The organism is Rhodococcus sp. NS-SX18 (assembly GCF_057367935.1).
This window is the reverse complement of record NZ_CM170633.1, coordinates 1803630-1827180: the sequence shown is the minus strand read 5'-3', so window position 1 is coordinate 1827180 and position 23551 is coordinate 1803630. Positions and strand designations below refer to the sequence as shown.

General features: G+C 64.8%; 19 protein-coding genes and 6 pseudogenes. 10 read left to right on the top strand and 15 right to left on the bottom strand.

The window, feature by feature from the left end:
* Positions 1-10: 10 nt before the first annotated feature.
* From AC2IPW_RS08565 to ppk2, 3 genes are all read right to left on the bottom strand, one after another.
* Positions 11-700, bottom strand: coding sequence for an alpha/beta fold hydrolase (locus AC2IPW_RS08565; protein WP_486376687.1), 690 nt, complete (start codon positions 698-700; stop codon positions 11-13).
* Positions 701-730: 30 nt separating this feature from the next.
* Positions 731-901, bottom strand: coding sequence for a hypothetical protein (locus AC2IPW_RS08560; RefSeq protein ID WP_200863113.1), 171 nt, complete (start codon positions 899-901; stop codon positions 731-733).
* Positions 902-1036: 135 nt separating this feature from the next.
* Positions 1037-1984, bottom strand: coding sequence for a polyphosphate kinase 2 (gene ppk2, locus AC2IPW_RS08555; RefSeq protein WP_003935142.1), 948 nt, complete (start codon positions 1982-1984; stop codon positions 1037-1039).
* A 190-nt stretch (positions 1985-2174) separates the two neighbouring features.
* Here ppk2 and AC2IPW_RS08550 point away from each other — a divergent pair, with 190 nt between their 5' ends.
* The 4 genes from AC2IPW_RS08550 to AC2IPW_RS08535 all read left to right on the top strand — a co-directional run bounded on the left by AC2IPW_RS08550 (position 2175) and on the right by AC2IPW_RS08535 (position 4794).
* Positions 2175-2627 (top strand): DUF5994 family protein, encoded by a 453-nt coding sequence (locus AC2IPW_RS08550; protein ID WP_486376686.1) that lies wholly within the window; start codon positions 2175-2177, stop codon positions 2625-2627.
* Between the two features lie 40 nt (positions 2628-2667).
* The gene (locus AC2IPW_RS08545) at positions 2668-2802 is read left to right on the top strand and encodes a hypothetical protein (protein WP_486376685.1); all 135 of its coding nucleotides are present in this window, start codon (positions 2668-2670) and stop codon (positions 2800-2802) included.
* A gap of 105 nt (positions 2803-2907) precedes the next feature.
* Entirely contained in the window at positions 2908-4056 is a 1149-nt protein-coding gene (locus AC2IPW_RS08540; protein WP_486376684.1) for a serine hydrolase domain-containing protein, read from the top strand.
* A 57-nt stretch (positions 4057-4113) separates the two neighbouring features.
* The gene (locus tag AC2IPW_RS08535; RefSeq protein ID WP_486376683.1) at positions 4114-4794 is read left to right on the top strand and encodes a DedA family protein; all 681 of its coding nucleotides are present in this window, start codon (positions 4114-4116) and stop codon (positions 4792-4794) included.
* 88 nt (positions 4795-4882) lie between these two features.
* Here AC2IPW_RS08535 and AC2IPW_RS08530 read toward each other — a convergent pair whose 3' ends face one another.
* The 3 genes and pseudogenes from AC2IPW_RS08530 to AC2IPW_RS08520 form a co-directional block, all read right to left on the bottom strand.
* On the bottom strand, positions 4883-6097 hold the full coding sequence (locus AC2IPW_RS08530; protein ID WP_486376682.1) for a GNAT family N-acetyltransferase: 1215 nt from the start codon (positions 6095-6097) through the stop codon (positions 4883-4885).
* 70 nt (positions 6098-6167) lie between these two features.
* Positions 6168-7448, bottom strand: coding sequence for a glutaminase (locus AC2IPW_RS08525; protein WP_486376984.1), 1281 nt, complete (start codon positions 7446-7448; stop codon positions 6168-6170).
* Between the two features lie 279 nt (positions 7449-7727).
* A pseudogene (locus tag AC2IPW_RS08520) lies at positions 7728-8060 on the bottom strand (transposase); the annotation flags it as partial.
* A 302-nt stretch (positions 8061-8362) separates the two neighbouring features.
* On the opposite strand from AC2IPW_RS08520, the gene AC2IPW_RS08515 reads away from it, so the two are divergent.
* Together AC2IPW_RS08515 and AC2IPW_RS08510 are read left to right on the top strand one after the other, a co-directional pair.
* A complete protein-coding gene (locus tag AC2IPW_RS08515; protein WP_486376681.1) occupies positions 8363-10381 on the top strand; it encodes a helicase HerA domain-containing protein in 2019 nt (672 codons plus the stop codon).
* 80 nt (positions 10382-10461) lie between these two features.
* The gene (locus AC2IPW_RS08510) at positions 10462-11763 is read left to right on the top strand and encodes a hypothetical protein (RefSeq protein WP_486376680.1); all 1302 of its coding nucleotides are present in this window, start codon (positions 10462-10464) and stop codon (positions 11761-11763) included.
* Positions 11764-11839: 76 nt separating this feature from the next.
* Here the strand turns inward: AC2IPW_RS08510 and AC2IPW_RS08505 are convergent.
* The 4 genes and pseudogenes from AC2IPW_RS08505 to AC2IPW_RS08490 all read right to left on the bottom strand — a co-directional run.
* Positions 11840-11974: pseudogene (locus AC2IPW_RS08505) on the bottom strand (IS3-like element ISRhosp1 family transposase); the annotation flags it as partial.
* 60 nt (positions 11975-12034) lie between these two features.
* A complete protein-coding gene (gene istB / locus AC2IPW_RS08500) occupies positions 12035-12859 on the bottom strand; it encodes an IS21-like element helper ATPase IstB (RefSeq protein ID WP_486376679.1) in 825 nt (274 codons plus the stop codon).
* The gene (locus tag AC2IPW_RS08495; RefSeq protein ID WP_486376678.1) at positions 12856-14208 is read right to left on the bottom strand and encodes a Mu transposase domain-containing protein; all 1353 of its coding nucleotides are present in this window, start codon (positions 14206-14208) and stop codon (positions 12856-12858) included. The genes istB and AC2IPW_RS08495 overlap by 4 nt, the downstream gene beginning before the upstream one ends.
* 146 nt (positions 14209-14354) lie before the next feature.
* Positions 14355-15197 (bottom strand): annotated as a pseudogene (locus AC2IPW_RS08490) (IS3 family transposase); the annotation flags it as partial.
* Positions 15198-15256: 59 nt separating this feature from the next.
* On the opposite strand from AC2IPW_RS08490, the pseudogene AC2IPW_RS08485 reads away from it, so the two are divergent.
* Positions 15257-16628, top strand: a pseudogene (locus AC2IPW_RS08485) (ISL3 family transposase).
* 243 nt (positions 16629-16871) lie between these two features.
* Complete coding sequence (locus AC2IPW_RS08480; RefSeq protein WP_486376677.1) at positions 16872-17684, top strand: hypothetical protein; 813 nt, start codon at positions 16872-16874, stop codon at positions 17682-17684.
* On the opposite strand, the gene AC2IPW_RS08475 is transcribed toward AC2IPW_RS08480, so the two are convergent.
* On the bottom strand, positions 17674-18501 hold the full coding sequence (locus AC2IPW_RS08475; RefSeq protein WP_486376676.1) for a DNA adenine methylase: 828 nt from the start codon (positions 18499-18501) through the stop codon (positions 17674-17676). The genes AC2IPW_RS08480 and AC2IPW_RS08475 overlap by 11 nt on opposite strands.
* A 166-nt stretch (positions 18502-18667) precedes the next feature.
* Between AC2IPW_RS08475 and AC2IPW_RS08470 the strand changes: the two genes are divergently transcribed.
* On the top strand, positions 18668-18895 hold the full coding sequence (locus AC2IPW_RS08470) for a hypothetical protein (RefSeq protein WP_486376675.1): 228 nt from the start codon (positions 18668-18670) through the stop codon (positions 18893-18895).
* 116 nt (positions 18896-19011) lie between these two features.
* Here AC2IPW_RS08470 and AC2IPW_RS08465 read toward each other — a convergent pair.
* The 3 genes and pseudogenes from AC2IPW_RS08465 to AC2IPW_RS08455 form a co-directional block, all read right to left on the bottom strand.
* Positions 19012-19152: pseudogene (locus tag AC2IPW_RS08465) on the bottom strand (IS3-like element ISRhosp5 family transposase); the annotation flags it as partial.
* A gap of 74 nt (positions 19153-19226) precedes the next feature.
* Positions 19227-19835, bottom strand: a complete 609-nt coding sequence (locus AC2IPW_RS08460; protein ID WP_486376674.1) for an IS30 family transposase — start codon at positions 19833-19835, stop codon at positions 19227-19229.
* A 773-nt stretch (positions 19836-20608) separates the two neighbouring features.
* Positions 20609-20836 (bottom strand): phospholipase D-like domain-containing protein, encoded by a 228-nt coding sequence (locus tag AC2IPW_RS08455; RefSeq protein ID WP_486376673.1) that lies wholly within the window; start codon positions 20834-20836, stop codon positions 20609-20611.
* Between the two features lie 383 nt (positions 20837-21219).
* Between AC2IPW_RS08455 and AC2IPW_RS08450 the strand changes: the two genes are divergently transcribed.
* Positions 21220-21975 carry a GTPase domain-containing protein gene (locus AC2IPW_RS08450; protein WP_486376672.1) on the top strand — a complete coding sequence of 252 codons (756 nt, stop codon included), beginning with the start codon at positions 21220-21222 and terminating at the stop codon, positions 21973-21975.
* Positions 21976-22597: 622 nt separating this feature from the next.
* Here the strand turns inward: AC2IPW_RS08450 and AC2IPW_RS08445 are convergent.
* Positions 22598-23331: pseudogene (locus AC2IPW_RS08445) on the bottom strand (IS1634 family transposase); the annotation flags it as partial.
* Positions 23332-23551 lie beyond the last annotated feature (220 nt).

Below are 23551 nucleotides of genomic sequence, written 5' to 3'. Positions count from 1 at the left end.
GACGGGCGGGTCATTCTCGCAGCAGCAGTGCCGCCAGTTCCGCGGGACGGGCCAGCGCGGGCAGGTGCCCGGTGTCGATCACCTCGACCTCCACCCCCAGCCGCTCGCGCGCGAGCCGCTCGATCAGCGGCAGCGGAAACAACCGGTCGTGACGGCCCGCGATCACCCGCACCGGCACCTCCGGCCATTGCCGCGCCCGCCACGCCGGCTCGAACGCCGACTCCGCCATGTCCGGCTGCTCGTGCGCGAACGCCTCGTCGACGACGTCGGCGGGCACGTCGTGGAAGAACAGCGTGCGCGGATCCAGCGGCGCATCCGGGTCACGTCCGTCGGCGACGTCCTGGGCGCGCTTCGCCTCGGACTGGCCCACCGCCGACCACCACTGTCCCGGCGACTCGCCCGGCGCCGGGATCATCGGCGCCACCAGGACCAGCGCGTGGACCGGCATCCGCTCGGCGACGATCGCCGCGGTGAACGCGGACATCGACTGCGCCACCAGGGTCGGTGGGCGCGCGAGGTCACGGCAGGCCGCCACCACGACGTCCGCGTACGCGTACTGGTCGGCGCCGGGATCGGTGTACGGCAGGTCGACCGGCACGACCTCGTGCCCGCGCAGCAGCGGCACCACCCGGTGCCAGTACCACGAGTCCGACCCCGCGCCCGGTAACAGGACGAAGGTGCGGGTCGTGGCACCGGGCATCGTCTGCCGATCCGTCACGGGCCGGGCCGGTCAGTCCGGCGCCTCGTCGCCGGTCTCGATCGGCCGCTGCTGCTCACGGTCCGAGACACTGCCCTCGACACCTTCCTCCTCGCGTTCGCTCTCGACCCGCTTCTCCATGTCGTCCACCAGGTTCTCCAGGTCCTCCCCGGTGACCGGGGCGGGGCGGTCGGTGGCCTCCACGGGCTCTTCTCGGTCATCGCGCTGTTCCGGACTTCCCACGGTGTGACGTCCTTTCGATGTCGGCCGACCTCGGTCGGTGCAGCCCTCCCGCATTACCCGGTCGCCCGCGCCCCGAAACCGCGCACCGGGCGCACATCACACCTTCGGGAAGGTCTCCGAGGGGCGCTCCCCCTCGTCGTAGACCGTCTCGGGCGAGCCGATGATCTGGGCATCGGGGGTGCCGACCACGCGCGGATTCTTGCCGGTGTAGTCGAAGCGGTGCAGCACCCACTTCATCGCCTCGATCCGCGAACGCTTCTTGTCGTTCGCCTTGACGATGGTCCACGGGGCGTGCGGGGTGTCGGTGTAGAACAGCATCGCCTCCTTCGCCTCCGTGTACGCGTCCCACTTGTCGAGGCTCGCGAGGTCCGTCGGCGAGAGTTTCCACTGCTTGACCGGGTCGGTGCTGCGCGCGACGAACCGCGCGTGCTGCTCCTCGCGGCCCACCGAGAACCAGAACTTGACCAGGTGGATCCCGGACTGCACCAGCATCCGCTCGAATTCCGGTGCGGAGCGCGTGAATTCGCGGTACTCGTTCGGGGTGCAGTAGCCCATCACCCGTTCGACACCGGCCCGGTTGTACCAGGACCGGTCCATCAGCACGATCTCCCCACCCGCCGGCAGGTGTTCGACGTAGCGCTGGAAATACCACTGCGTGCGTTCCCGCTCGGTCGGCTTCTCGAGCGCCATCACCCGCGCACCACGCGGATTGAGGTGTTCGGTGAACCGCTTGATCGCCCCACCCTTGCCGGCCGCGTCGCGGCCTTCGAAGATGACGACGATCTTCTCGTTGTGCTCCTTGACCCAGGCCTGCAGCTTGAGCAGCTCGATCTGCAGCTTGCGTTTGCGGGCCTCGTACTGCCGCCGCGTCATCTTCGTGTCGTACGGATACCCGTTCCGCCACGGCTCGTCGACGTCGGCGATCCGATTCTTGCGGCCGGACTTCCGCAGCAACTCGCCGATCTCGTCGATCTCCGGGGTGACGTCGACCTGACCGTCCGACGCGAGTTCGAACGGTTCGCCCTTCTCGTTCAACTCGTCCACTCCGTGAGGTTACCGCCGCCACCGGCACGGTGCGGTTCGAACGCCGGTGCCACCCGCGGCGCATTCGCCCGTTTCCACCCCACCCTGTAGGCTTCGAGTCATCGATGGGCATTTCGCATCGGGCTTCCCGCCCGGTGGGCCCCGATTGGAACATCTTCCGGCTGATTCGCGGCCGACCAAGGAGCGTCCCGTGACGCACACACCGCTGCCCGGACAGCTCGGCACCGACCGGGCTGCGCCGGCGCAGCCGGGAACACAACCGTTCCCCGAACCCACCCGCACCCCGCGGTTGCTGCTGCGACCTGCCGGGGCGCCCACGTCGTCCGTCGACGGCGCCTGGTTCCCCTGGACCCAGAACGTCACCTCCGAACTGCACGACCTGGTCTCCGCGCTCGTCCCGAGGCTCGGGCCCGTCACGCGGATCGCGTTCGAATGGAATGCGGTCAGCTCTGCTCAGCGGCGCATCGACGACGTCGACGGCATCGAGATCACCGGTCCGATCCCCGGTCAGCCGTCGAATCTGATGTATCTGTTCGGCGAATCCGGAACCCGGATCGCGCTGACGATCGTCGCGCCCCACACCGATCCGGACCGCGCCTACGAGATCATGCGGACCGTCGCCGGTACGCCCGGCAACCACTGACCCGCTTCTCCCCTCACTTCCCACCACAGAACAGGACACCATGCAGCACCACGAGTACCCGATCTTCCTCCAGCCCGGCGCCCCTACCGACGCGGACACTCCCACCGAGGCCGAGACGGATCCCCGCCGGCACGGACCGCACGACTACTCCGGGCTCTTCTCGGCTCCGAACTGACCGGGCATACCCCCGATGCGGGGGAACATGATCGAATCCAGCGCACGACCCCGGTGCAGGCGTCACACTGAAATCCGGAGAAATCCCCCGAACTCTGGAGACGCCATGCGCCGGCTGTCGATCCTTGCGATGACCACCTTCGTTCTGGCGGCCGCCGCCTGCGGCTCCGACACCGGCACCGAGGACTCCGCGACGACCACCACGCGCGCCCCCGACGCGGCCCAGGCCGAGCAGTTCCAGGCCGCACTCGACGACGTGCGCGACGACTTCAAGTTCCCCGGGGTGGTCGCGCGGGTGATCACCGCCGACTACGAATGGACCGGCAGCTCCGGGACGGCCGGGCCGGACTCGACCGAGCCACCGACCGCCGCCGACCACACCCGCATCGGCAGCATCACCAAGACGTTCACCGTCACCGCGATCCTCCAGCTGATGCAGGACGGCAAGCTCTCCCTCGACGATCCCATCGGCAAGTACGTGCCGGGCCTGCCCAACGGCGACACCGCCACCCTGCGCCAGCTCGCCGACATGACCAGCGGCATCCCCAGCTACACCTTCGACGAGAACTTCCAGAACCAGCTGTTCGGCGACCCGACCAAGCCCTGGACTCCGGAACAGCTGCTCGACATCGTGCGCGGCGACCCGCCGAACTTCGCACCCGGCGAGAAATGGGAGTACTCCAACTCCAATCTCATCGCCCTCGGACTCGTCGTCGAGCAGGTCAGCGGGCAGAGCCTGGGTAACTACATCACCGAGCGGATCACCGAGCCCATCGGCATGAGCGAGACCTCGTTCCCCGACAACGCCGACATCCCCTCCCCCCACCTCGACGGCATCACCGAACAGGGACAGCCGGAGGGGCAGACCACCGACGCCACCAACTGGGACCCGTCGTGGGCCTGGGCGGCCGGGGCGATGATCTCCACCCTCGACGACCTGCAGATCTGGGCGAAGGCCATCGGCACCGGCGAGGGACTCTACGACCAGCAGACCCAGGACGTGCGGATGTCGTCGTTCCTGTACGGGCTGCCGCCCAACACCGCGACCGCCGCCTACGGGCTCGGCCTCGGGGACGCCGACGGCTGGCTCAGCCACACCGGCGAGCTGCCCGGCTTCAACACCTACTTCGGCTACAACCAGGACACGCGCGACATCATCCTCGTCGCGGTCAACAGTGACATCCCGAACGCCCAGAACCAGAACCCGGCGCCCGCCGTGGTGCAGAAACTGCAGGCCGCGCTCGCCGGATCCTGACCGCACGACGGCCGTGGCGGCCCTCACGTCGGCCCGGATCCGGCGTGATCGGTCGTTATGGTGGATCAGGTGACTGTCGCACTCCTCGCTGCCATACCTGCCGACGCCGCTGCCCCCACCGACGGCATCGCCGGCTGGGCGCTGTCCCTGATGGACCGGCTCGGCGGCGTCGGCGCGGGGATCGCGATCGCGCTGGAGAACTTCTTCCCGCCGCTGCCCAGTGAGGTCATCCTGCCGCTCGCCGGGTTCGCCGCGAGCCTCGGCAGCTTCACCCTCTTCGGCGCGCTGTTCTGGACCACCCTCGGCTCGCTCGTCGGCGCCCTCGGTCTCTACGCGGCCGGACGCGGCATCGGCCCCGACCGGATCCGCCGGATCGTCGACCGGCTTCCCCTCGTGGACGTCGAGGACCTCGACCGCACCACCGCCTGGTTCGAACGACACGGCGGCAAGGCCGTGTTCTTCGGCCGCATGGTCCCGCTGTTCCGCAGCCTGATCTCCATCCCCGCGGGCGTCACCCGCATGCCCGCGTGGCGGTTCGTCCTCTTCACCACCGCGGGCAGCCTCATCTGGAACAGCATCTTCGTCTTCGCCGGCTACGGGCTGGGCGCGAACTGGTCCCGCGTCGAGCCGTACGCGTCCACGTTCCAGAACATCGTGATCGGCGCCGTCGTCCTCTTCGCCGGGTACGCGGTGGTCAAGCGGGTGCGCAAGCGCCGCGCGCAGAGCGACGCGAACTAGCCGACCTTGCACCCGTTCCCGTCGGCTTGCACCCGTTCCGGCGCGACGAAACGGATGCAAGGACGCGACAACGGGTGCAAGCTCAGGTTCAGAACATGACGCCGGCGAACGGCGCCGACGCCGTCGCGAACAGCTGCTCGACCACCGGCAACGCCTCCGAGTCGTGCACCCGCACCAAACCGGCGACCTCGAGCTGATGCCAGCGGGTCCCGCCGAGCAGCGTCGCGGCGAGCGTGGACGCGTCCACCTCGAGCTGTGCCGGCTCGTCCACGCGTTCCGCGCCCGACGCCGAGATCCGGTAGGTGCCGGAGTTCTCGGGCAGACGCTCGTCGACCACCGCCAGCCGCACCTCACCGGTACCGGCGAACGTCCGGTCGCGCAACGCGGCGGGCACGTCGACGATCCGCAGCCACGTCTCGTCGCCGGCGCGGCGCAGCTGCACCGCCCGTGAATCCGTCAGCAACCACGGCAACGGGTCGTCCTGCGGCATCGCGACGAACACGAACGTGTCCACCAGGTCGAGGTTGAGCAGGAACCGCAGCAGACCGAGGTAGGCCGTGCGGGTCGGCGCGAAGAAGTCCTCGACGACGACCGTGCGCTCCCGGCTGCCGAACCAGGTGTCGGTGCCGATCGGGCGGTAGCGGGCGAAGCCCGTCTCCGCTCCCGGCTCGCCGTGCACCGCGACGTACCGGGGTTCGCGGTCCCCGACGATCCGGTGCTCCTGCGACCGCCACCACGGCGGGATGCGATCGATGCTCCCGGGCCGCGACGACGGATTGTCGTCGGCGATGCGCGAGAGCAGGTCCCACGCGCCGTGCGGGTCGACGAGCCGCACCGGCCCGCCCTCCCCCACCGACGGACGCAGCACCGCCCGCCGCACATCCAGTTCGACGGTGTGCGTCGTGGTCGCGATGCCGTAGCCGAATCGGCCGTAGATCGTCGCCTCGGAGGCCCGCAGCGACGTCACCACCTCACCCCGGTCCTGGGCGTCGCTCAGCTGGTGCCGCATCAACGCCGAGAGCACGCCCCGACGGGTGTGCGTGGGCAGCACCCCGACGTGCGTGACGGCGGCGTGCGGGACGCGGCGCCCGCCCGGCAGGATCATCCCGCTCGACGCCGACTCCACGGTGCCCACCAACTCCCCGTCGACGAACGCGCCGAGGGTGCGGCCCTGCTCGCGCTGGGTCAGGATCTGGCCCGGCTGGAGCGGATTCGGGGCGGGCATCCCGATCATCGCGGTACGGAACAGTTTCGCCGCCGACAGCAGCTCTGATTCGGTCTCGAGGACCCGGATCTCCGGCATTACCGCAGCATACGGGCCGCCGGTCCGGGACGGGTCACGACGCGGACCGCTGACGGTGTCCGCCCGGCGGTCACGGCGACGCCGCGAGCAGGTCGTCGACCGACCGATGGACGTCCGGGCGGCGACCGTCGCCGACGTCGGGGTCCGGCAGGTGCTCGTCCGGGTCGATAAGCGTGACGTCGTGCCCGTCGAGCAGCAGCCGTCGCAGCACTTCGAGGATCATCCGCCGGCCCACCGGCAGCACCGAGTGCACGAACGTCAGGTCGAGCGCCACCCGCCGGGTGGTCACCGGCTCGTCCACCACGGCCCGCACCACGGTCTCGGCGTTGGTGAACTGGATGTCGCCCTGCAGTTCCAGCACCGTCACCGCCTCCGGTTCCTCGCCGAGGATCTCGCGGCGGCGCAGCACCGAATGCGCAACCATCGGGGCGTCCATCAGATGCAGATTCATGTCGTGGGACAGACGCTCGAAGGCGACGACACCCCGCGCGCTGTTGCCGTGCCGATCCAGCCGCGGCGAGAACACGGCGATGCCCAGCTGGCCGGGCAGGATCCCGATGATGCCGCCCGAGACGCCGCTCTTCGCGGGGATGCCGACGGTGGTCAGCCAGTCGCCGGCCGCGTCGTACATCCCGCACGTGGCCATCACCGACAGCACCTGACGCACCGTCGGCCGGGAGAACACCCGGGCACCCGTGCTCGGCTGCACGCCGCCGTTGGCGAGCGTGCCCGCCATCATCGCCAGATCGGTCACCGTCACCGACACCGAACACTGACGCACATACCCGGCGACCACGTCCTCCGGGTCGTCGAAGAACACCTCGTAGCTGCGCAGCAGATTCGCGATCGCGATGTTGCGGTACGTCGTGGTCAGCTCGGAGGCGGCGACGCGCTCGTCGATGGAGAGGTCGCGGCCGGCCAGGTCGGAGAACAGCGACCGCACCTGTTCGCCCCGCGCGTGCGGCGACGCATCGTCGGACAGCAGGGCGTGGGCGGTGAGCGCGCCCGCGTTGATCATCGGATTCAGCGGACGCCCCGAGTCGTGTTCGAGGGAGATCTCGTTGAACGCCTCCCCCGACGGTTCCACATCGATCTTCTCGAGGACCGCATCGAATCCCAGCCGGTCGAGCGCCATGCCGTACACGAACGGCTTCGAGATCGACTGGATCGAGAAGGCATGCTCGATGTCGCCGGCCGAATACACCGTCCCGTCCGCCGTCACGAGAGCCACCGCGAAAAGATCCGGGTCGGCCGCGGCCAGCTCCGGGATGTAGTCGGCGACGGTCCCGCTCACATCGGCGGTGCACGTGTCGAGCACCTCGGTCAGGTAGTCCGGTATCGAGGAGCGCATGCCCCCATCCTTCCCGACCGTCGGCGAATCGGCGGTTGCTACAGGCCGTTCGCTCCGCCGGGCTCCCGTGTGTCGATGCGGTGCCGGATACCGCCAAGGACTACCAGACGCAGTTGCAGGTGGTGTCGCACGACCTCGAATGCGGTCGCCGGCGGGTGGGAACGCTCCACACCGCGCGCATGAGTAGGTCTTAGGCGCTGAGTGCAGGCATGGTGTCCTCTTCCATCTCGCTCTTGGTATCGGCGACGGTACTTGGATGGCAGCGGGCCAGAACGTCGAGACCGAGATAGCGTGGGGCTGGTCGTAGACCGAATGCAACATCGCCGTCACCGCCGGCCACATGTTCTTCGGGCAGGTCGACATCAAGTTCGCTGCGTAGTGCGTTCGGCAGACTCCCACTGTCAACCCTCTCGTATCCGAGGGCAGAGTGTCGGCTCTGATTGAAGTCTGAGCGGGTATTTCGGTTCGAATTCAAGCGTTGTCGACAAGGTTCGCCGCGATTGCCTCCCGCAGACCGACGTCAGCGTCGGAGCTCACCAGTCGGACCCCGCCTAGACCCCGGCCGACCAGGTCGGCGAAGAATTCGCTCCACGCCGGTCCGGTCTGCTGGCTCACGCCAACATGGTTGACCGGCGGACCGGTCCGGCGGTGACGACGCGCCGGGATGTTCGAGATCTCTGGGCGAGCGGTTCGGTGCGCTGTCACCGCTGTTCTCGTACATGGCCTCCGCACCGAACCGACCTGAGAAGTGGGACCCCTGTCTTCACCCCTGGTCGTCGGACGGCCACGTACACCGCCATCAGTCTTCACCCGCCGTCGACGCCATGGAAATGCGAGACGCACGACCTATTTTGTCGGTCGCCCCCGCTAGAATGATCGGCGCCTTCCCGCTTGGGGAGGCGACAGGAGGAAGAGTGAGTATCTCGTTCGGGGTGAGTGCCGGTTCGGTGCTGCAGTCCACGCTTCTGACGGACGATCGTGCGATTCGAATTGGTGCGATCCATCGGCTGGATTTCCATGAAGCAGTCGTGCTGACCCATGATAAGTGGAAGTTCGATGCTGGTGGCATCGCGCAGCACTCGTTTCTGCTCGCCACGGCGCGAGACGTAAACCGCCCTGGCGATGACGATGAAGTGCTGCTTCTTCGTGTCGAGGGGACTGCGCCGCTGTCGCTTGAGTCTGACCTGCTCGCTGTGCGGGAAGAATCACTGCGTGATGCACTTAGCCGGGCCGAGAGTCCATCACCAAGTTTCGTGCTCGATCGCCACATGGACCCCTTCACCCAGAACCGAGCATCTTTCACAGGCCTGCGCTGCCGGGTACTCGGCACGTTCTACGAAGATGTCGTCGATGGTACAGCTCAGCTTTTTTTTGGCGCGGACGTCGACAACTTCTACGCGACTAGCACATATCGTGTAATGAAGCCGATAGGAGAGGGTCTATCGACGATCGCGAGCTACATGAAGCCTGATACCGAGCCCGGCGATCTCGTGCGCCTTGGCGTCGTTCGGTACTCAGCCACGCGTCGCCGAGCGCTCGCGGCCGGCCAGGCGGACTCGTCTGTGAATGTCCGTATCCAGGACTTCATCGGTCACAAGACAGCGCTACTGGGCATGACGCGATCCGGCAAGTCGAACACCGCTAAGATCATCATCGCAAAGACGTTCATTGCGTCGGAGCGGAGGCGCCGCGCGGGCAAGTCGCCGATTGGGCAGCTGATTTTCGATCCCCAAGGCGAGTACGCGAACGCAAACGTGCAGGATGAGTCCGCGATTGCCGGCCTCGGTGCACAGCACGTGCGCATCTATAAGTTCGGTGCAGATGGGACTGAGTCGCACGTCAAGTCACTCGCAATCAACTTCTTCGACGACAAGCAGATTGGCACCGCGCAAGGCCTGATCGCGGCAACACTGTCGCAGCAAAGTACGTCGGGTTATGTCCAGGACTTCATCGCTACGGACTTCAGCGGCGGCTCGGATCCGAGGGACTTCAGTGCAAAGAACCACGCTAGTCGGGGTCGCCTCGGTCTCTACGCGACGCTCTTGCGCGCAGGTTTCAAAGCGCCAGATGCGTTCGCCGTCAACGTGAGTATGAAGCGTGAATTCGCGGACCAAGTAGCAAGCAAGATCAACGTCGATTCATTTCCGTCGGCCCAAAGCGGATATGTCAACATCCCGGGAAAGCACGTCGTTAAGGTCGTTCTGGCAATTGCGGAGCTCCGCGAAACAGGCGATCGCAACGCGACGGACTTCGGCCGCGAGACACCGTGGACCAGCACCGAAGCGATGGCAACCGGGACTTCCTCTTCGGGGTCTGGAAAGGTGCGCGGTTATCTCAACCTCATTCCAATGCGGGTATTCCACGATCCGAATGTGACGGATGACGTCGCCGAGGGCATATATCAAGAACTCACCGAGGGACGAATCGTAATTGTTGATCTCCACATTGGGAGCGAGAAGGTTGTCCAGACCTTGTCGGAGACGATTACTGAGCACCTTCTCGAGCGTCATACCGACGTATTCACAAGCGGCGACGAGCCCGGCCATATCCAGGTGATGCTTGAGGAAGCGCACAACTTGTTCGCCTCCGACAGGTACAAGAACGACGCGGACGTGTGGGTTCGCCTGGCGAAGGAAGCAGCGAAGCTAAAAATCGGCATGCTGTATGCGACTCAGGAAGTCACTGGGGTTGCTCATCAGGTGAAGGCGAACACGGCTAACTGGGTTGTCGCGCACCTCAATAACCGACAGGAGCTCAACGAACTCAGCAAGTTTTACGATTTCGGTTCATACGCGGATGCGATTCTCGCTTCAGAGGATCGCGGGTTCGTGCGGCTCAAGACATTATCGTCTCCATTCATCATCCCCGTCCAGATCGAGCGGTATGCCAAAGCACTTATCGACGAGGCCAAGGCCGTAGCGGAGGAGCTCTAACTGTGCCGTATGTGACCGCTACAGGCGACAGCTTCGAGCGAGCAGGGCGTCTAAGCCACAGCGCAGCCGCGGTACAGGCAATGGCAGACCGCGCCGAATTCTTCGTGCCAGCAGATGCCCTTGCAGACGCGAGTTGGGTGCGCGACACAGTAGTATCCGAACTGGAAATCCCACGCTCAGAAATCGTCGCCACGCTCAGGTCGGCGATCGCGATTGACGGGTCCCACCTGACCCAACAGGTACGAGACGGAATGCCATCGGTGCTGTACGGGTTTGCGCAGGCGGCGGCCGCGCTTGTCGACCTCGGCGTTATGGCGGAGCAGTCGGACTCCCGTTTCGTCGACCCAATAGAGATGGAACGCGCAGTCTCGACCGCTCTCGTAACGCTTGATCTCCCTGTTGCGGGTGCGTACTCACGTGTAGGAGTGGACATAAGAACATCGTGGCGCGAGTTACTAGATCGGATCTTCCGCGAGAAGTTCGTCGAGGTCGACGGTTTCAAGCATAGCTTGCTTGAACTTCTCTTTCGCTTGCACGGCACCCCAGGCTTTCCAGCAACCTCGGTACCGGTGAATTGCCCAAACTGTAGTGCGAAGGGGGTTGACGTCGAGTTTGACGGTATCGCTTGCCCGAACTGCACCGCCGTCCTCTACCCAACCGACACGCTCCGAATCTACGAGGGCGTCCAGGAAGACAAGTCAAACGAGGAGGCGTTGGGCCGTCTCCGTTCTGTCCTTGAGCTTCTCGTGCTCGTCGGTCTCACAACGCTCTTGTGGGAACGCTCGCGGGCCGATCTGTTGCCAAAGACTCTGTTCATCCAGGACGGCCCCCTTGCTATGTACGGCGAGCCAGCAAAGCTGCGCGCGCAGGCCGAACGATACTTCCAAGCAATGTCGAGCACGACCCCAGGAAACGGTCCGTTCATCTGTGGTATCGAGAAATCAGGAGTCTTTGTCGACTATGGCCGAGCCCTTGCGCGCCATCAGCTCGTGCAGCCGGGCGAGCTTGTCGTGTGCGGCAGACCTATTCTCGAACGGTTGGTCGGTACGAACGACCCAGTCTCGTACGGCAAAGAGACGTATTGGGGTCGGAAGTTCATCTACCGTAGCCGCGACGGTCGCGTCGTCGTCATCACGGTGCCCCCTGCGAAAGGCTCAGCCTACGATTCGCGTGGCGGGCAAGAGGGACCGCACGGGTATCCAACGCTGCCAGCAATACTCGATGTGATCGACCGAACTGGCTCGTCGATGTACCAGGACGGGATCATCCCAGTCGCCGCCGCGCACGGTCGCGCTGCGTTCCCAATTGGAGTAGGAACCGACGTGCTCCGTCTCGTCGCCCGAGAGAGGCTGGGCCTTACGTCTCCCAGTTCAGAGAAGTAGGCGCCGGTGCTGCAAGACGTACGCAATACCGACCATAACGACGCCTGAGCTGCCGCTTAAACGTGGACACCGGTTTTCATGCGGCTAGTGACAGCGTAGTCGTTGAGCGAAACCGTCGCTCGAACTCCGCCGGTGCGAGGTATCCGAGGGCGGAGTGACGGAGACGCCGGTTGTAGTACGCGAGCCACTCGAACGGCTCCGTCCGTGCCTGATGAGGCTCAGCGAAGGTGCTCGCTTGTGCTCAACGAAAGTGCCCACTCGCGGGCGGGGTTCACTGTAGCGGTTGTCGGGTTCCGGTGACGGCCTTGCGGAGCTTGTCGGTGCGGGCGTGGTGGTCACGTAGTCGGTAGGAATCCCCGTCGAGGTTCAGCACGACGGAGCGGTGCAGAAGCCGGTCGAGCATCGCGGCGGCGACGGTGGTGTCACCGAGAACCTCACCCCACTCACTGACACCTCGGTTGGTGGTGATGACGATCGAGGTCTTCAGATAACGTTGCGCGACAACCTGGAACAGGGCGGATGCGGCCTCCCCAGGTAGCGGAAGGTAGCCGAGTTCGTCGATCACCAGCAGGGTCGGCCCGGCGTAGAACCGCATCGTCGTCGCCCACCGGCCTTCGATCGCGGCCCGGTGGCAGCGGGCGGCGAGGTCGGCAGCGGTGGTGAAGTAGGTGCGGTAGCCGGCGTGCGCGGCAGCCCGGGCCACACCCACCGACAGATGCGTCTTTCCGACCCCGGGCGGCCCGATGAGCAGGACGTTCGTCGCGGTTTCGAGGAACCGGCAGGTGCCCAGCTCGGCGATCAACGCCCGATCGAGTCCGGGTGCGGCGTCGAAGTCGAAATCCGCGAGGGTGGCCGGGGTCGGCAGGCACGCGAACCGCAACCGCCCGGCGAGGCGGCGGGCTTCGGTGGCGTCGACCTCGATCGACAGCAACTGTTCGAGGGCTGCGGTCATCGACAGTCCGTCCTTCTGCGCCCGGTCGAGCACCGCCGGCAGCGCCTCGGCGGCGTCGTGCAGCTTCAGCGTCGCCAGGTGACCACGCAGCCGCTGATAGAGACTCGCGGTGTGGGTGGGCGTGGTGGTGTCGGGGGTGCTCATGCCAGCGTGTTCCTTCCGCGGGCAGCACGCTCGTAGGCGGCCAGATCGATGACCGTCGAGGTCGAAGTGTCCGATGGTGCGGGAGAGTGCGTGGTGTTGGCGCGCAATGCTTCCGCTGCAGCTAATGCGTCCGGTCCGGGTGGGATGCGTTCCTTGCGGCGATGCGGGCGACCCCCGACCGCGACGGCGGCCATCGCCACCTGTTCGAGGGCATGGACGTGGCCGTGATCGCGCACGAGAGCGCCGGCCCCGTCCGGGGCGAGGCGGTGCCGGGCGACGGTGATCTGCGAGGTGGTGACGATGTCGATCGCCTCGTCACCGAGCCGGCGGGCGACGGTGACCTGCGCCGACACCAACTCCGGGGGCACCGAGTAGCGGTTGCCGCGGTAGGCCACCAACGCCTGCCGAGAGACCGTCCGCGGCTCGCGCAGCACCACCGGATAGGGGGCCGGCGGCGGGGTGAGGGGTTCGGTGGCGGCGATCGCCACCACCGTCGATTTCCCTTCCGGGGTGGTCCGGGATCGGATGTCGGTGCGCAGGCGGCAGAACTCGTCCAGACTCACCTGCGCCTGCTCGACGGTGACCTCGTCCGGCAGTGTTCGCCACCACCTCTGCGCAGCAGTCAGATTCGCCTTCTCGACGACGCCTTTGCGGTTCCCGGCCCGGGGCGGGCAGATCGCGACCGAGACGCCGTAGTGTTTGGCGGCGCCGGCGAACGAGGCGGTGACCTTCCCGCTGTCGGGGTGACACACCGTGGACATTCGATCGAACCGCCAGCTGCGGGTCAGTCCGCCGAGTTCGCGGACGATGCGGTCGAGACCGTCGATCAGATGCGGTTGGGTCGTCGCCGGGGCGAGCACCGCCCTCCAGCGCCCGGAATGCGCCAGCGAGCCGACCAGCAGATACGCCGTCTTGCCCCAGCCCCAGGAGGCGGGTGGGTCCGGCAGCTCGAGCCAGTCCCACTGCGTTTCCGCACCGGGTGGATGCACGATCATCGCGTTCGCACGGTCGGTGACGCAGGCGCAGGCCTGACACACCGGACGCAGCTGTCGTTGCCGAATCTGGCGGGTCAGGGTCTGATACGAGGCGGTGTAGCCGAGGTCCTCGAGTTCGTCGCACAAGGTCCGCGCCCACAGGTGCGGGTCCTCGCGCAGCCGGGCCTCGACGTAGGCGACGAACGGCTCGAACGGGTCTTCACCAGCGGGTTTGCGGACGCCGGGGGTGGTGGCGCCGTTCAGGTAGTTGCGGATGGTGCGGCGATTGCGGCCGGTGTGCCGGGCGATCGCTGAGATCGTCCAGCCTCGTGTATGCAGTGCGTGGATCTCCACGTCTTCCTCCCATGTCAACATGAGAAAGCGGGTCTCCTTCGGGGTGCTGGTGCGTGGTCAGAGACCACCAGCATCGAAGGAGACCCGCCCTCATCGGCGGAGCCACACGGGTGAGCACTTTCGGTGAGCAGGACTGAGCAGGATCACTGAGCGCCATCATGCCTGACCTTCGAGGGCCAGCTACGGCCGTGCAACCACTCTCTCTTCAGTCCCTGGAAGAACGACTCGGCGAGGGCGTTGTCGTAACTCGACCCGATCCGTCCTCGACTCGGCCGGATCCCGTGATCACGGCACACATCGGCGAAATCCGCTGCAGCGTATTGCGATCCGCGATCGCCGTGGAATATCACTCCACCAACCTCACCTCCGCGTGCGCTGACCGCCATCTCAAGCGCGTCGATGACCAGCTTGGCGCCCGTGAGGTCGGCGATGGACCACCCCACCACCCGTCGTGAGCAGATGTCGAGCACCGTCGCCAGATACATCCGTGAGGACCCCACCGGGATGTAGGTGATGTCCCCACACCACTTGGTGTTCACCGCCGGGGCGGTGAAGTCGCGCAGTAGCAGGTCCGGGACGGGCGGTGCCGCCGAGTCCGCAATCGTGGTGCGCCGGATGCGGCGCAGGTGCCGGCCGACGATGCCGTGGGAGCGCATCAGCCGGGCCACCCGCTTGCGATTGACCGGCCGTCCCCGTGCGCGCAGTTCGGCATGCACCCGCGGGGCGCCGTAGGCACCCCGGTGCTCGGCGTGGATGGCGCGGATCTCGGCCACCATCGCCGCCTCCTCGGCCCGGCACTCGACTCGAACCGGCTCGGTGACCACGTGCCGGTAGTACCCGGAGCGGGAGGTGCCCAGCACCCGGCACAGCCGCTGCACGCCGAACTCGGCGCGGTCAACGGAGATGAAGTCCCAGCGGCGGGTCTTCACTTCACCTCTTTCGTGAAATAGGCGGCTGCCCGGCGCAGGATCTCGCGTTCGAGTTGCCATTCCTGGCTTCGCAGATGGTAGGGGCGTGATGTTGTCCGACCCCGTGCCGTGTCGGTGATTGAAAAAGGGCCCGCGCCCTTGTGAGCTGGGTGTTCTTCAGGCAACCAGACCAGCAAGGAACGCGGGCATGCTCCACAGTAGTGGTTCACTGCTGCTCGATCTCGACGGCGTCGTCGTCGAATCGGTGCGGCGCGTCGACGACGGCAGTCGGATCGTCCGGCTCGGCACCGACCCCCGATGGGTCGGGGTGTGCCCGCAGTGCGGGCAGAAGTCGACGCGGTCGAAGGGCTGGGTCACCACCCGTCCCCGCGATGTGCAGGTCGGCCCCGACCGTCCCCGGCTCGAATGGAGCAAGCGGAAATGGTTGTGCGCCAATAGTGTCTGCGATCGGAAGGTGTTCACCGAGTCGGTGCCCGGCATCCCGGCCCGTGCCCGGGTCACCCCGCGGGCGAAGACGACGATGGCCGCCGGTGTCCTCGACGACGACCGTTCGGTGGTCGCCGTCGCCGCCGAGTACCGGTGCGCCTGGCACACCGTCCACGATCGGGTCGCCGTCGTCGCCGACACCGTCCTCGACGACGAGCCGGCCCCGGTGCGGGTGCTCGGCATCGACGAGACCCGCCGTGGCAAGGCGAAGTGGGAGACCGACCCGGTCACCGGCGCCCGGCGGTGGGTGGACCGCTGGGACACCGGCCTGGTCGACATCGCCGGTGATCAGGGCCTGCTCGCGCAGGTCAACGGGCGCAGCGCGGCGTCGGTGCTCGGCTGGCTGCACGCACGCGACGAACAGTGGCGCCGGCAGATCACCCACGTGACGATCGACCTCTCGTCGGTCTATGCCAAGGCGGTGCGCGAGGCACTGCCGCACGCCGACCTGGTCGTCGACCGGTTCCACCTGGTCAAGAAGGCTAACGAGGTCGTCGACGCGGTGCGCCGCCGCGTCACCCAGACCCACCGTGGCCGGCGCGGCCGCAAGAGCGATGTCGAATGGATCAACCGGCGCCGGCTGCTGCGCGGCGCCGAGACCCTCACCGACCAGCAGCGCACCGAGCTGTTCACCAAGCTGCTCGCCGCCAACCCGAGCGAGGAGATCGCCGCCGCCTGGATCGCCAAGGAGCTGCTGCGCGACCTGCTCGCCTGCACCGCCCGAGGTGGGCTCCACCACAAGATCCGGGCCACCCTGTACCGGTTCTACAAGTTCTGTGCCGCCTGCTCAGTGCCGAGGTCACCGCGCTGGCCCGCACCGTCGAGACCTGGCAGGACCCCATCGTCCGGGCCATCGAGACGGGCCTGTCGAACGCACGCAGCGAGGGCTACAGCCGGATCGTCAAGCACGTCGGGCCGATCGCGTTCGGATTCCGCAACCCCGACAATCAACGGCGCCGGGTACGGTGGGCCTGCACCCGCCGCTCCCGGCGGAGCACACCCAGCCGGCATCAATGCCACTGCTAACTGCGAAGAGCCATCAATGTCGTGGCGGCTCCGGGCGTGGTCGCGATGCGTGGCGTAGGAACCTTCATCTTCGACTGCCTGGGGCCCTTCTCACGGCAACGACACCAGCGTCAACCTCGGATCTTAACGCCCTCTCCTGCACTCCATCTCCGGAAGAGCCCGGAATCCTCAATCCCGCTATCTCGGTGTCCGCTGTCCGGGGGACCTCAATGTGTCGAAGAGGCATTCGCTACTGTTGCGCGAGTGAATCACCTCCAGGCAGTGCGCGACCGGCCGTTCACCGACGATGAGACCGAGCAGATGCGCCTGCTCTTAAGCACGTTTCGCGACGGCTCAGGGCAACGAGTCAAGGCGGGCTACATGCCCGATTTCCTGTCCTTCGAGCGGGTCACCGCATACGTACTCGGAGGCGCCACAAACGAGGACAAAGGCGTCTTTGATGTTGCCGTTCCGGGCGGAGCCGGCCGCAAGCAGTGGGGCGTCTCATGCAAGATGGCGAGCACCCAACCGGTTAAGAATTGCTGCTGGTTCATGGAGCTTTCGAACTCTGCCAAGTACCTAACCGATGCCCTCTTGACCGAGGCGATCCACTGGCAGACGAATCCTGAAGCGGCAGGTCCTATTCTGGTGGCGACCGTCGGTTCATGGCACGAGAAGGTGCGCGGGATCTACGACATCGACGCCAGCAAGTACCTGCTGCTGACGCACGATTCGCGGTGGGGCAAGTTCGAGATGGCAGCGTTTGACATCCACGTTCTGACCCGGATTGCGGCCACCGACATCGAATGGGTTGTCGAGGGCCGAGAGGCCGACGCGGGCAAGCCTTCGTCTGTCGCGGGGTACATCGATGTCAACCGCAGGCCGCATCGCTTGTGGCAGTGGTATGCCAACTCGGGGGGCCAACTCAAGTTCTACCCACCTATCGGCTGGGAGGAGTGGCGAACGGGTGAGTTCGAACTTTCCGAACCGCCTGTTCGCGACCTGAAGGACAAGGTTGAGGACTACTGGCCGGGGGCTTGGCCCGGACCTGACGCCCCTGGGATCATCACCTCTTGACCCAAAGCACTTCCATGCGCTCTGCTGCCTTCTCTACCTTTGGGGGCTTGATCAGGACTTTCTTCCAGCCCGCCAGTTTCTCGTCGTATAGATGGTTGTTATAGCCGGAGATGACGACCGGTCCGGGATGTGCGACTAGGGCGTCGAGCATCTCGATGTGCTCTGCGATGCTCATCTCCGAGGCGTACATCTTCTGGGTCCGAGTCTCCATCAGGTACGGCGGATCGGCGTAGATGAGCGTGTCATTGGTTGCGAACCGGCGGATGACCTCGATGGCTGGACGGTGCTCGATTTCTGCATCCTTGAGCCGCATCGCAAGCTCCGCCAACTCGCTCGGCACACGCTGCCAGCGGAGCGACATGCCCCCTGCTCGCTGCCGCGAGCCCCGATTCTTCCAGCCCGTCTTCTTGGCGAGATCCGATGCGTGCGCCTGCCAGATTCGCGTGACGAAGCGGCGGGCATCCTCAAGCTCGTCCCCGGTCACGATGTGGCTGTCGTCGTACTCCTCGCGACTCCACGGCGTGGTCTCGAGCGCAAACAGAAGGTCGTCAGTCCGGTCGCGCAGGACGCGGAAGAAGTTCACGACCAGGCTGTGCGCATCGTTGATGAGTTCATGGCCGCTGGGGTCCTTGGTGAAGAACACCGCACCAGATCCGAAGTAGGGCTCCACATAGTGGTAGTGCTCACCGAAGTGGCTGACGATCTCGGTGGCCAGCGACCACTTGCTTCCCGGATATCGCAGAGCAGCGGACCGCCGCTTGGGCGTTTCCACCACCTCGTCTGCAGCGAAAAGCGAGAGCGGAGCGTCGGTAGTCATGCCACCAAAGGTATCCGGCGCGACGTGCCGCATCATACGGCCACTGCCAGGCAGGGTGGGGTCGAGCAGCGAGGGAGGAGAACATGACGAATCATGGGTCTATGTATAGCGCGCTATACATAGCCGTGTCAAACGCGCTGTACATTCTGCAGTACAATTCGCCACCATGGATTCCCGAACTCGCCTCGCAATTTCGGTTCAGGATCCACGTCAGCGCCTTAATGCCCTGCTGGAACTCCTGGCCGAGATCGAGGCAAACAGAACCGAAGTGCTCACCGCGCGCAATCATGCGATTCAAGAGCTTCATCGCAGCGGCGTCCGCATCGCCGACCTGGTATCGATCACCGGCCTCACACGGGCTCGGGTGAATCAGATTCTCGCTGGAACACGGTAAGGGAGGGGCGGGGACCCCAGTACGGTTTGCCAGGCGAATGATAAGCCAGCAGTCTGGTTCCGCAACTGTCAACGCCCCTCCGATGAGGGACCCCCGACTCGTGGACACGCCTGTTCCTATGCGGTGGCGGTCGGCGTAACCGATCGCTGCTCGTACTCGACCGGACAGTTCTGACCGAGCGTGGAGTGCCTCCTTCTGGGGCTGTAGCGCGTGACCCAGCGGAAGACAACGGCGCGAGCTTCGCCGGCGCCGTTCCAGCTGTCGACGGCACGTGAAAACTGAAAACGGTATGGCACGGCAGGTTCTGGTCAACGTTGCAACACGGACTGATTCATTGAGATTCCCAGTGCCCGGCTTCCGAACGGTCCTCCGGTGGGAACGTGCGGTCGTGGATGGTGAGCATGGGGTGCGCGAATCGTGGTCGGCGCTGCTGCGGGCGCTGGTGTGCGCGGCGGTGATCACGGCCGGTGCGGAGCGGTGAACGACGGTGCGGCGCCAGTGGCGAGGGCCGGAGGAAGCGCGATCCTGGCTGGTAGACGGCCTGGTAGATGCTTTCGTGGCACAACTGCATGGTCGGATCGTCCGGAAAGCGTCGCCGAAGGTGCCGGCTGATCTGTTGCGGGCTCCACCGCCGGCTCAGCAGTTCGGCAACCAGCGATCCGAGCTGGTCATGGGTGTCCAGTCGGCGCCGATGGGGGCGGGCGCGGCGAGCCGTGGCCAGGCGGTGAGCGTCGAAGAGGCGGTAAGTGCGCCCGTCGACGGTATTGCGGCGCACCTCGCGTGAGATCGTCGACGGAGATCGGTTCAGCCGGGCGGCGATGGTACGTAGGGTCAGGCCGCTCTGGCGGAGATCGGCGATCTCGATCCGCCCCTCCTGCGAAAGGAACCGAGAGCTGATCTCGCGGACGGCCAGCCGATCCAACGCCGGAACGGTGCCCACGGCCGTGCCGTTGCGGTAGACCGTGTACCCGCAATGCCAGTTCTTCCCGGTCGACCGGGAAGACCCCGACCTCGCGGGCCGCGGCGACAATGCTCCACCCCCGCGCCCGCAGTTCCATGAACCGTTGCCGTTTGGCCGACTGCGGACGCCGCCCCGGCCTCTTCTTCACACGACGTGACGATGTCAACACAACCTCCAGAACCTAACGGAGTGTTGCGACAACAACTGGAAACCGCCTTGCCGGAAAGGGGTCAGTTTTCAGGTGCCGTTGACACCAGCACTTCCGGCCCTGCAGTGTCTCCCATTTCAACGTTCCGTTCAGCGCCTCGGCGTCGACAGGCGCTGTCCGCCGACGTTCCGACCGCTCTCCGGGACCGGATCACTCCCAACCCGCGAGCATGTGTCCGCGAACGCCGTCGAGACGTATAGCGCGCCGTTGTCGCCGTGGAAGATCGCACCGGCCCGGCCGGCGGCCCCCTCGGGCGGAGGCTGCGGCCCGCAATGCATCGGTGTGATGGCGCTAATTGATCCTGCTCAGTCCTACTCACCGAAGAGTGCTCACCCGCGTGGCTCCGCCGATGAGGGCGGGTCGCTTACGATGCTGGTGGTCTCTAACCACGCACCAGCACCCGAAGGAGACCCGCTCTCTCATGTTGACATGGGAGGAAGACGTGGAGACCCACGCACTGCACAACCAAGGCTGGACGATCTCGGCGTTCGCCTGGCACATCGGCCGCAGCCGCCGCACGAACCGCAGCTTGGCGAGCGCAGGCTCACGGGCGAAGCAGCAGCTGGCATGATGGTTCACGCGTCTGCCCCGAATAGCGTTGGAGCTTGTTCGATTCGGTGAGACCGGTGATCGCATCGATGATCTGGCCGGTGATCTTCGGGTCGTGGATGAGGACACCGCATTCGATGTTGCGGAGCATCGCGGTTCCGGTGATGTTGGCGCATTTGATCAAGGTGGTTTCGCGGTCGATGACGAGGACTTTGGCGTGCATGGACGCGCCGGTTGGTCGTTGACCAAGCGGCCAGCACAGGCGACGTACCGGGAGTCCCGGAAACGGGACCGTTGCGCCGCGGAAGTGTGGATTGTCGATGCTCCGCTCATGCAAGAGCTACACGAAAACGCCTCGATCCACGGCAGGCCCGAGGGCTGCGGTGAGTGTCGGCTCGTCGTGCATGGCGTAGCTGACAAGCAGCACGTCACTGTGAGCCTGGGACGGAGTTGCAGCACGGGAGGCACACCGTCGCCGATGCGGCACCACGACGAGCGACTATCGGGGGACGCACCAGTTACGATCTTCGAACGGAGACTCGATTCCGAACGTAGGCTATTCATTCGGGAAGGCTCCATCCGAAGAGAGCGGGAGGACGGACGAGAATGCCGGAACCAACGAGCTTAGGCACGGCCGCAGCGGCGTTAAAGATCGTGCAAATTGCACAGCAACAGGGTTGGTTTGCCAAGCTCAAAGATGCTTTTTCCGAAAAGAGACCTGTCCTCGTTCTTGGTTCGACCGGCGTGGGGAAAACAAATTTTCTGGAATCTCTCCGCAGCCTAGTTCCTGAGACAATCGACAGGCTAAATCGTACATCCGAAGCTAATCACGAAAAAATCAAGATCGACAAAGAAATCTTTGTATTTATCGATACCCCGGGTCAGATCGGTCACGAATCCCGTCGTAATGACGCAATCTTGAGCGCGCTTGGAACCCCAAAGCTTGGAGTAATAGATCTAACATGCTGGGGTTTTCATGAGTATTCACACGGTGCAGATCAGGCAGTCGAAGGGCGCCAACCAGCTATATCCTGGCTCGACAGACATCGCCAAATCGAGATCGAGGCCGCCAGACGCTGGGCACCTCTGATGGGCGGAAAGCCGGAGTACTTCTTCACCGTAGTATCAAAAGCCGATCTCTGGTGGACAGAGAGAGACCCAGTCCTGCGCCACTACGACGAGGGAGAATACGGCCAAATGCTCACCCAAAGCGGAATTCGCAATCGCTCGGTGTTCGCATACTCTTCCGTTCGCCATCCCTTTTACGGAATTGCACCTACATCAGGTGATTTCAGTGACGATACAAGGTTCAGATTGCAGCAGAATCTCCTCAAAGAACTGCTCCGGGCAGCGACTCGGTAGAACAAATGAAATCGGACGAATCGCCAAAAGAGCCGCAGAACTTCCAGGACTTCACGACCCCCGAAGAACGATTGGACTACATAACCGCGCAGCTAGGATCTTTAAGCAACAAGATAGTTTTGCTTACCCTCCTAAATATTGCGGCATCGACAGCCGTCATGGTCATCGTAGGCGGTTTTCGGTACGAAATATCGTTACACTTTCGCGCAGCGCTGCTGGCGGCCCCATGCATGCTCACCTTAGTTTCCCTTTACGTACTTGCTCGGTTTGATACGTGGCGCAAACGAGGCGAAACTTACTTTCGTGAATTTAGCGACTATCTACAAGATTTGTATCAGAGGTCAATCGGCAATGCAGACATTGAGCCACGATATTCCCGTTACCAGATGGAACTTCGAACAAAACTAGGAGAGTTTAGTTCCATTTCGAACCTTCCTTTAATTCCAGGCAGGTACGGCGCGGCTGCATACTCAGTCGCGAATCTCGCCCTGGCAATTTCAGCACTTATCACCTTCGCGGTAAGCTCCTAGCCCACGAATGCGGGGCGTGCACTCGAGCCGATCCTTCGCTTCCGGGTGCCGTGTCGGGCGCGGCCGAATCCGTCTAGCCCAAGTTAGGATTTTTAGTACCCCTCGAAGCCGACATCCTTGAGAATTTTTCGCTGGGCGGGCGGGATCTGCGGCGGGAAACGATTCGGTGGCTCCGCTGAGGACGATGATGGAGGTCCGCAAGGGCCGCAGTTGCTTGACGACATTGCCGATCGCCAGCCCGGTGCGGTCCTGAACTTCGCGGGCGACAGCCAGTGCAGCGAACACGATGGTCAGGTGTGCCTCGATCGCATCGCGGGTGCGATGGAACATCGGCCGAGCTCGCAGGTTCGTTTTCGACATCTGAAACGATTGCTCCACACGCCACAGATCGTGATACTTCGCGAAGAGGCTCCGCGAATCCATCAAGAACGCAGGGAGGTTCGAGACGTAGCCTTTAAGGCCCACAAGTGAGCGTGCGCGGTCGATACTTGCAGTATCGAGGCGCCGGCCCTTCGTGGTGACGGTGACGAACCGGATCGCTTTCGCAGGCTTGCTGCCGTCGACGACGGGGCGGGCACGCGCTTCCTGCAGGTTGCAGGGTCTGCGCATCGCGCACCGCTCGCTTACGCGAGTACTGCCAGACCGCTCGCCACCCACTTGGATGTGTCGCTGGGTCCCACACCGGTTCGGCTCTGGTGCGCACGTTGTTGACGGTGCTGCGCCCGTGACGTGGAATGATGGTGTCGATGATCTGGACATCGGTGAACAGGTCGCCATACCAGCGAAAATGCGAGGCGAGGTCGCCCGGTGCTTTGGAACATCTGGCCGTCAAGTCTGAAGTCGAGCAATTCTTCGCGGTTGATCGAGTCGACGCCGTCGTGTGATCGCACGGTGAGGAATTGTATCGCTTCCCTTCGTAGCCGAGCGTCGTCGAACTCACTCATCACCACGGTCTACCCGCCCTCTCGTCGTCGGATGGCGACGAGGCTATCTGAGAGTTCCGGGGATCCACTGCGACAGTCCCAATGCTAGATTCGCGGGTCTGA

Coding starts and splice junctions, on each gene's coding strand:
- AC2IPW_RS08565 (WP_486376687.1), bottom strand. CDS start 700: ATGCCCGGTGCCACGACCCGCACCTTCGTCCTGTTACCGGGCGCGGGG.
- AC2IPW_RS08545 (WP_486376685.1), top strand. CDS start 2,668: ATGCAGCACCACGAGTACCCGATCTTCCTCCAGCCCGGCGCCCCTACC.
- AC2IPW_RS08540 (WP_486376684.1), top strand. CDS start 2,908: ATGCGCCGGCTGTCGATCCTTGCGATGACCACCTTCGTTCTGGCGGCC.
- AC2IPW_RS08535 (WP_486376683.1), top strand. CDS start 4,114: ATGGTGGATCAGGTGACTGTCGCACTCCTCGCTGCCATACCTGCCGAC.
- AC2IPW_RS08530 (WP_486376682.1), bottom strand. CDS start 6,097: ATGCCGGAGATCCGGGTCCTCGAGACCGAATCAGAGCTGCTGTCGGCG.
- AC2IPW_RS08525 (WP_486376984.1), bottom strand. CDS start 7,448: ATGCGCTCCTCGATACCGGACTACCTGACCGAGGTGCTCGACACGTGC.
- AC2IPW_RS08510 (WP_486376680.1), top strand. CDS start 10,462: ATGGCAGACCGCGCCGAATTCTTCGTGCCAGCAGATGCCCTTGCAGAC.
- istB (WP_486376679.1), bottom strand. CDS start 12,859: ATGAGCACCCCCGACACCACCACGCCCACCCACACCGCGAGTCTCTAT.
- AC2IPW_RS08495 (WP_486376678.1), bottom strand. CDS start 14,208: ATGTTGACATGGGAGGAAGACGTGGAGATCCACGCACTGCATACACGA.
- AC2IPW_RS08475 (WP_486376676.1), bottom strand. CDS start 18,501: ATGACTACCGACGCTCCGCTCTCGCTTTTCGCTGCAGACGAGGTGGTG.
- AC2IPW_RS08470 (WP_486376675.1), top strand. CDS start 18,668: ATGGATTCCCGAACTCGCCTCGCAATTTCGGTTCAGGATCCACGTCAG.
- AC2IPW_RS08455 (WP_486376673.1), bottom strand. CDS start 20,836: ATGCACGCCAAAGTCCTCGTCATCGACCGCGAAACCACCTTGATCAAA.
- AC2IPW_RS08450 (WP_486376672.1), top strand. CDS start 21,220: ATGCCGGAACCAACGAGCTTAGGCACGGCCGCAGCGGCGTTAAAGATC.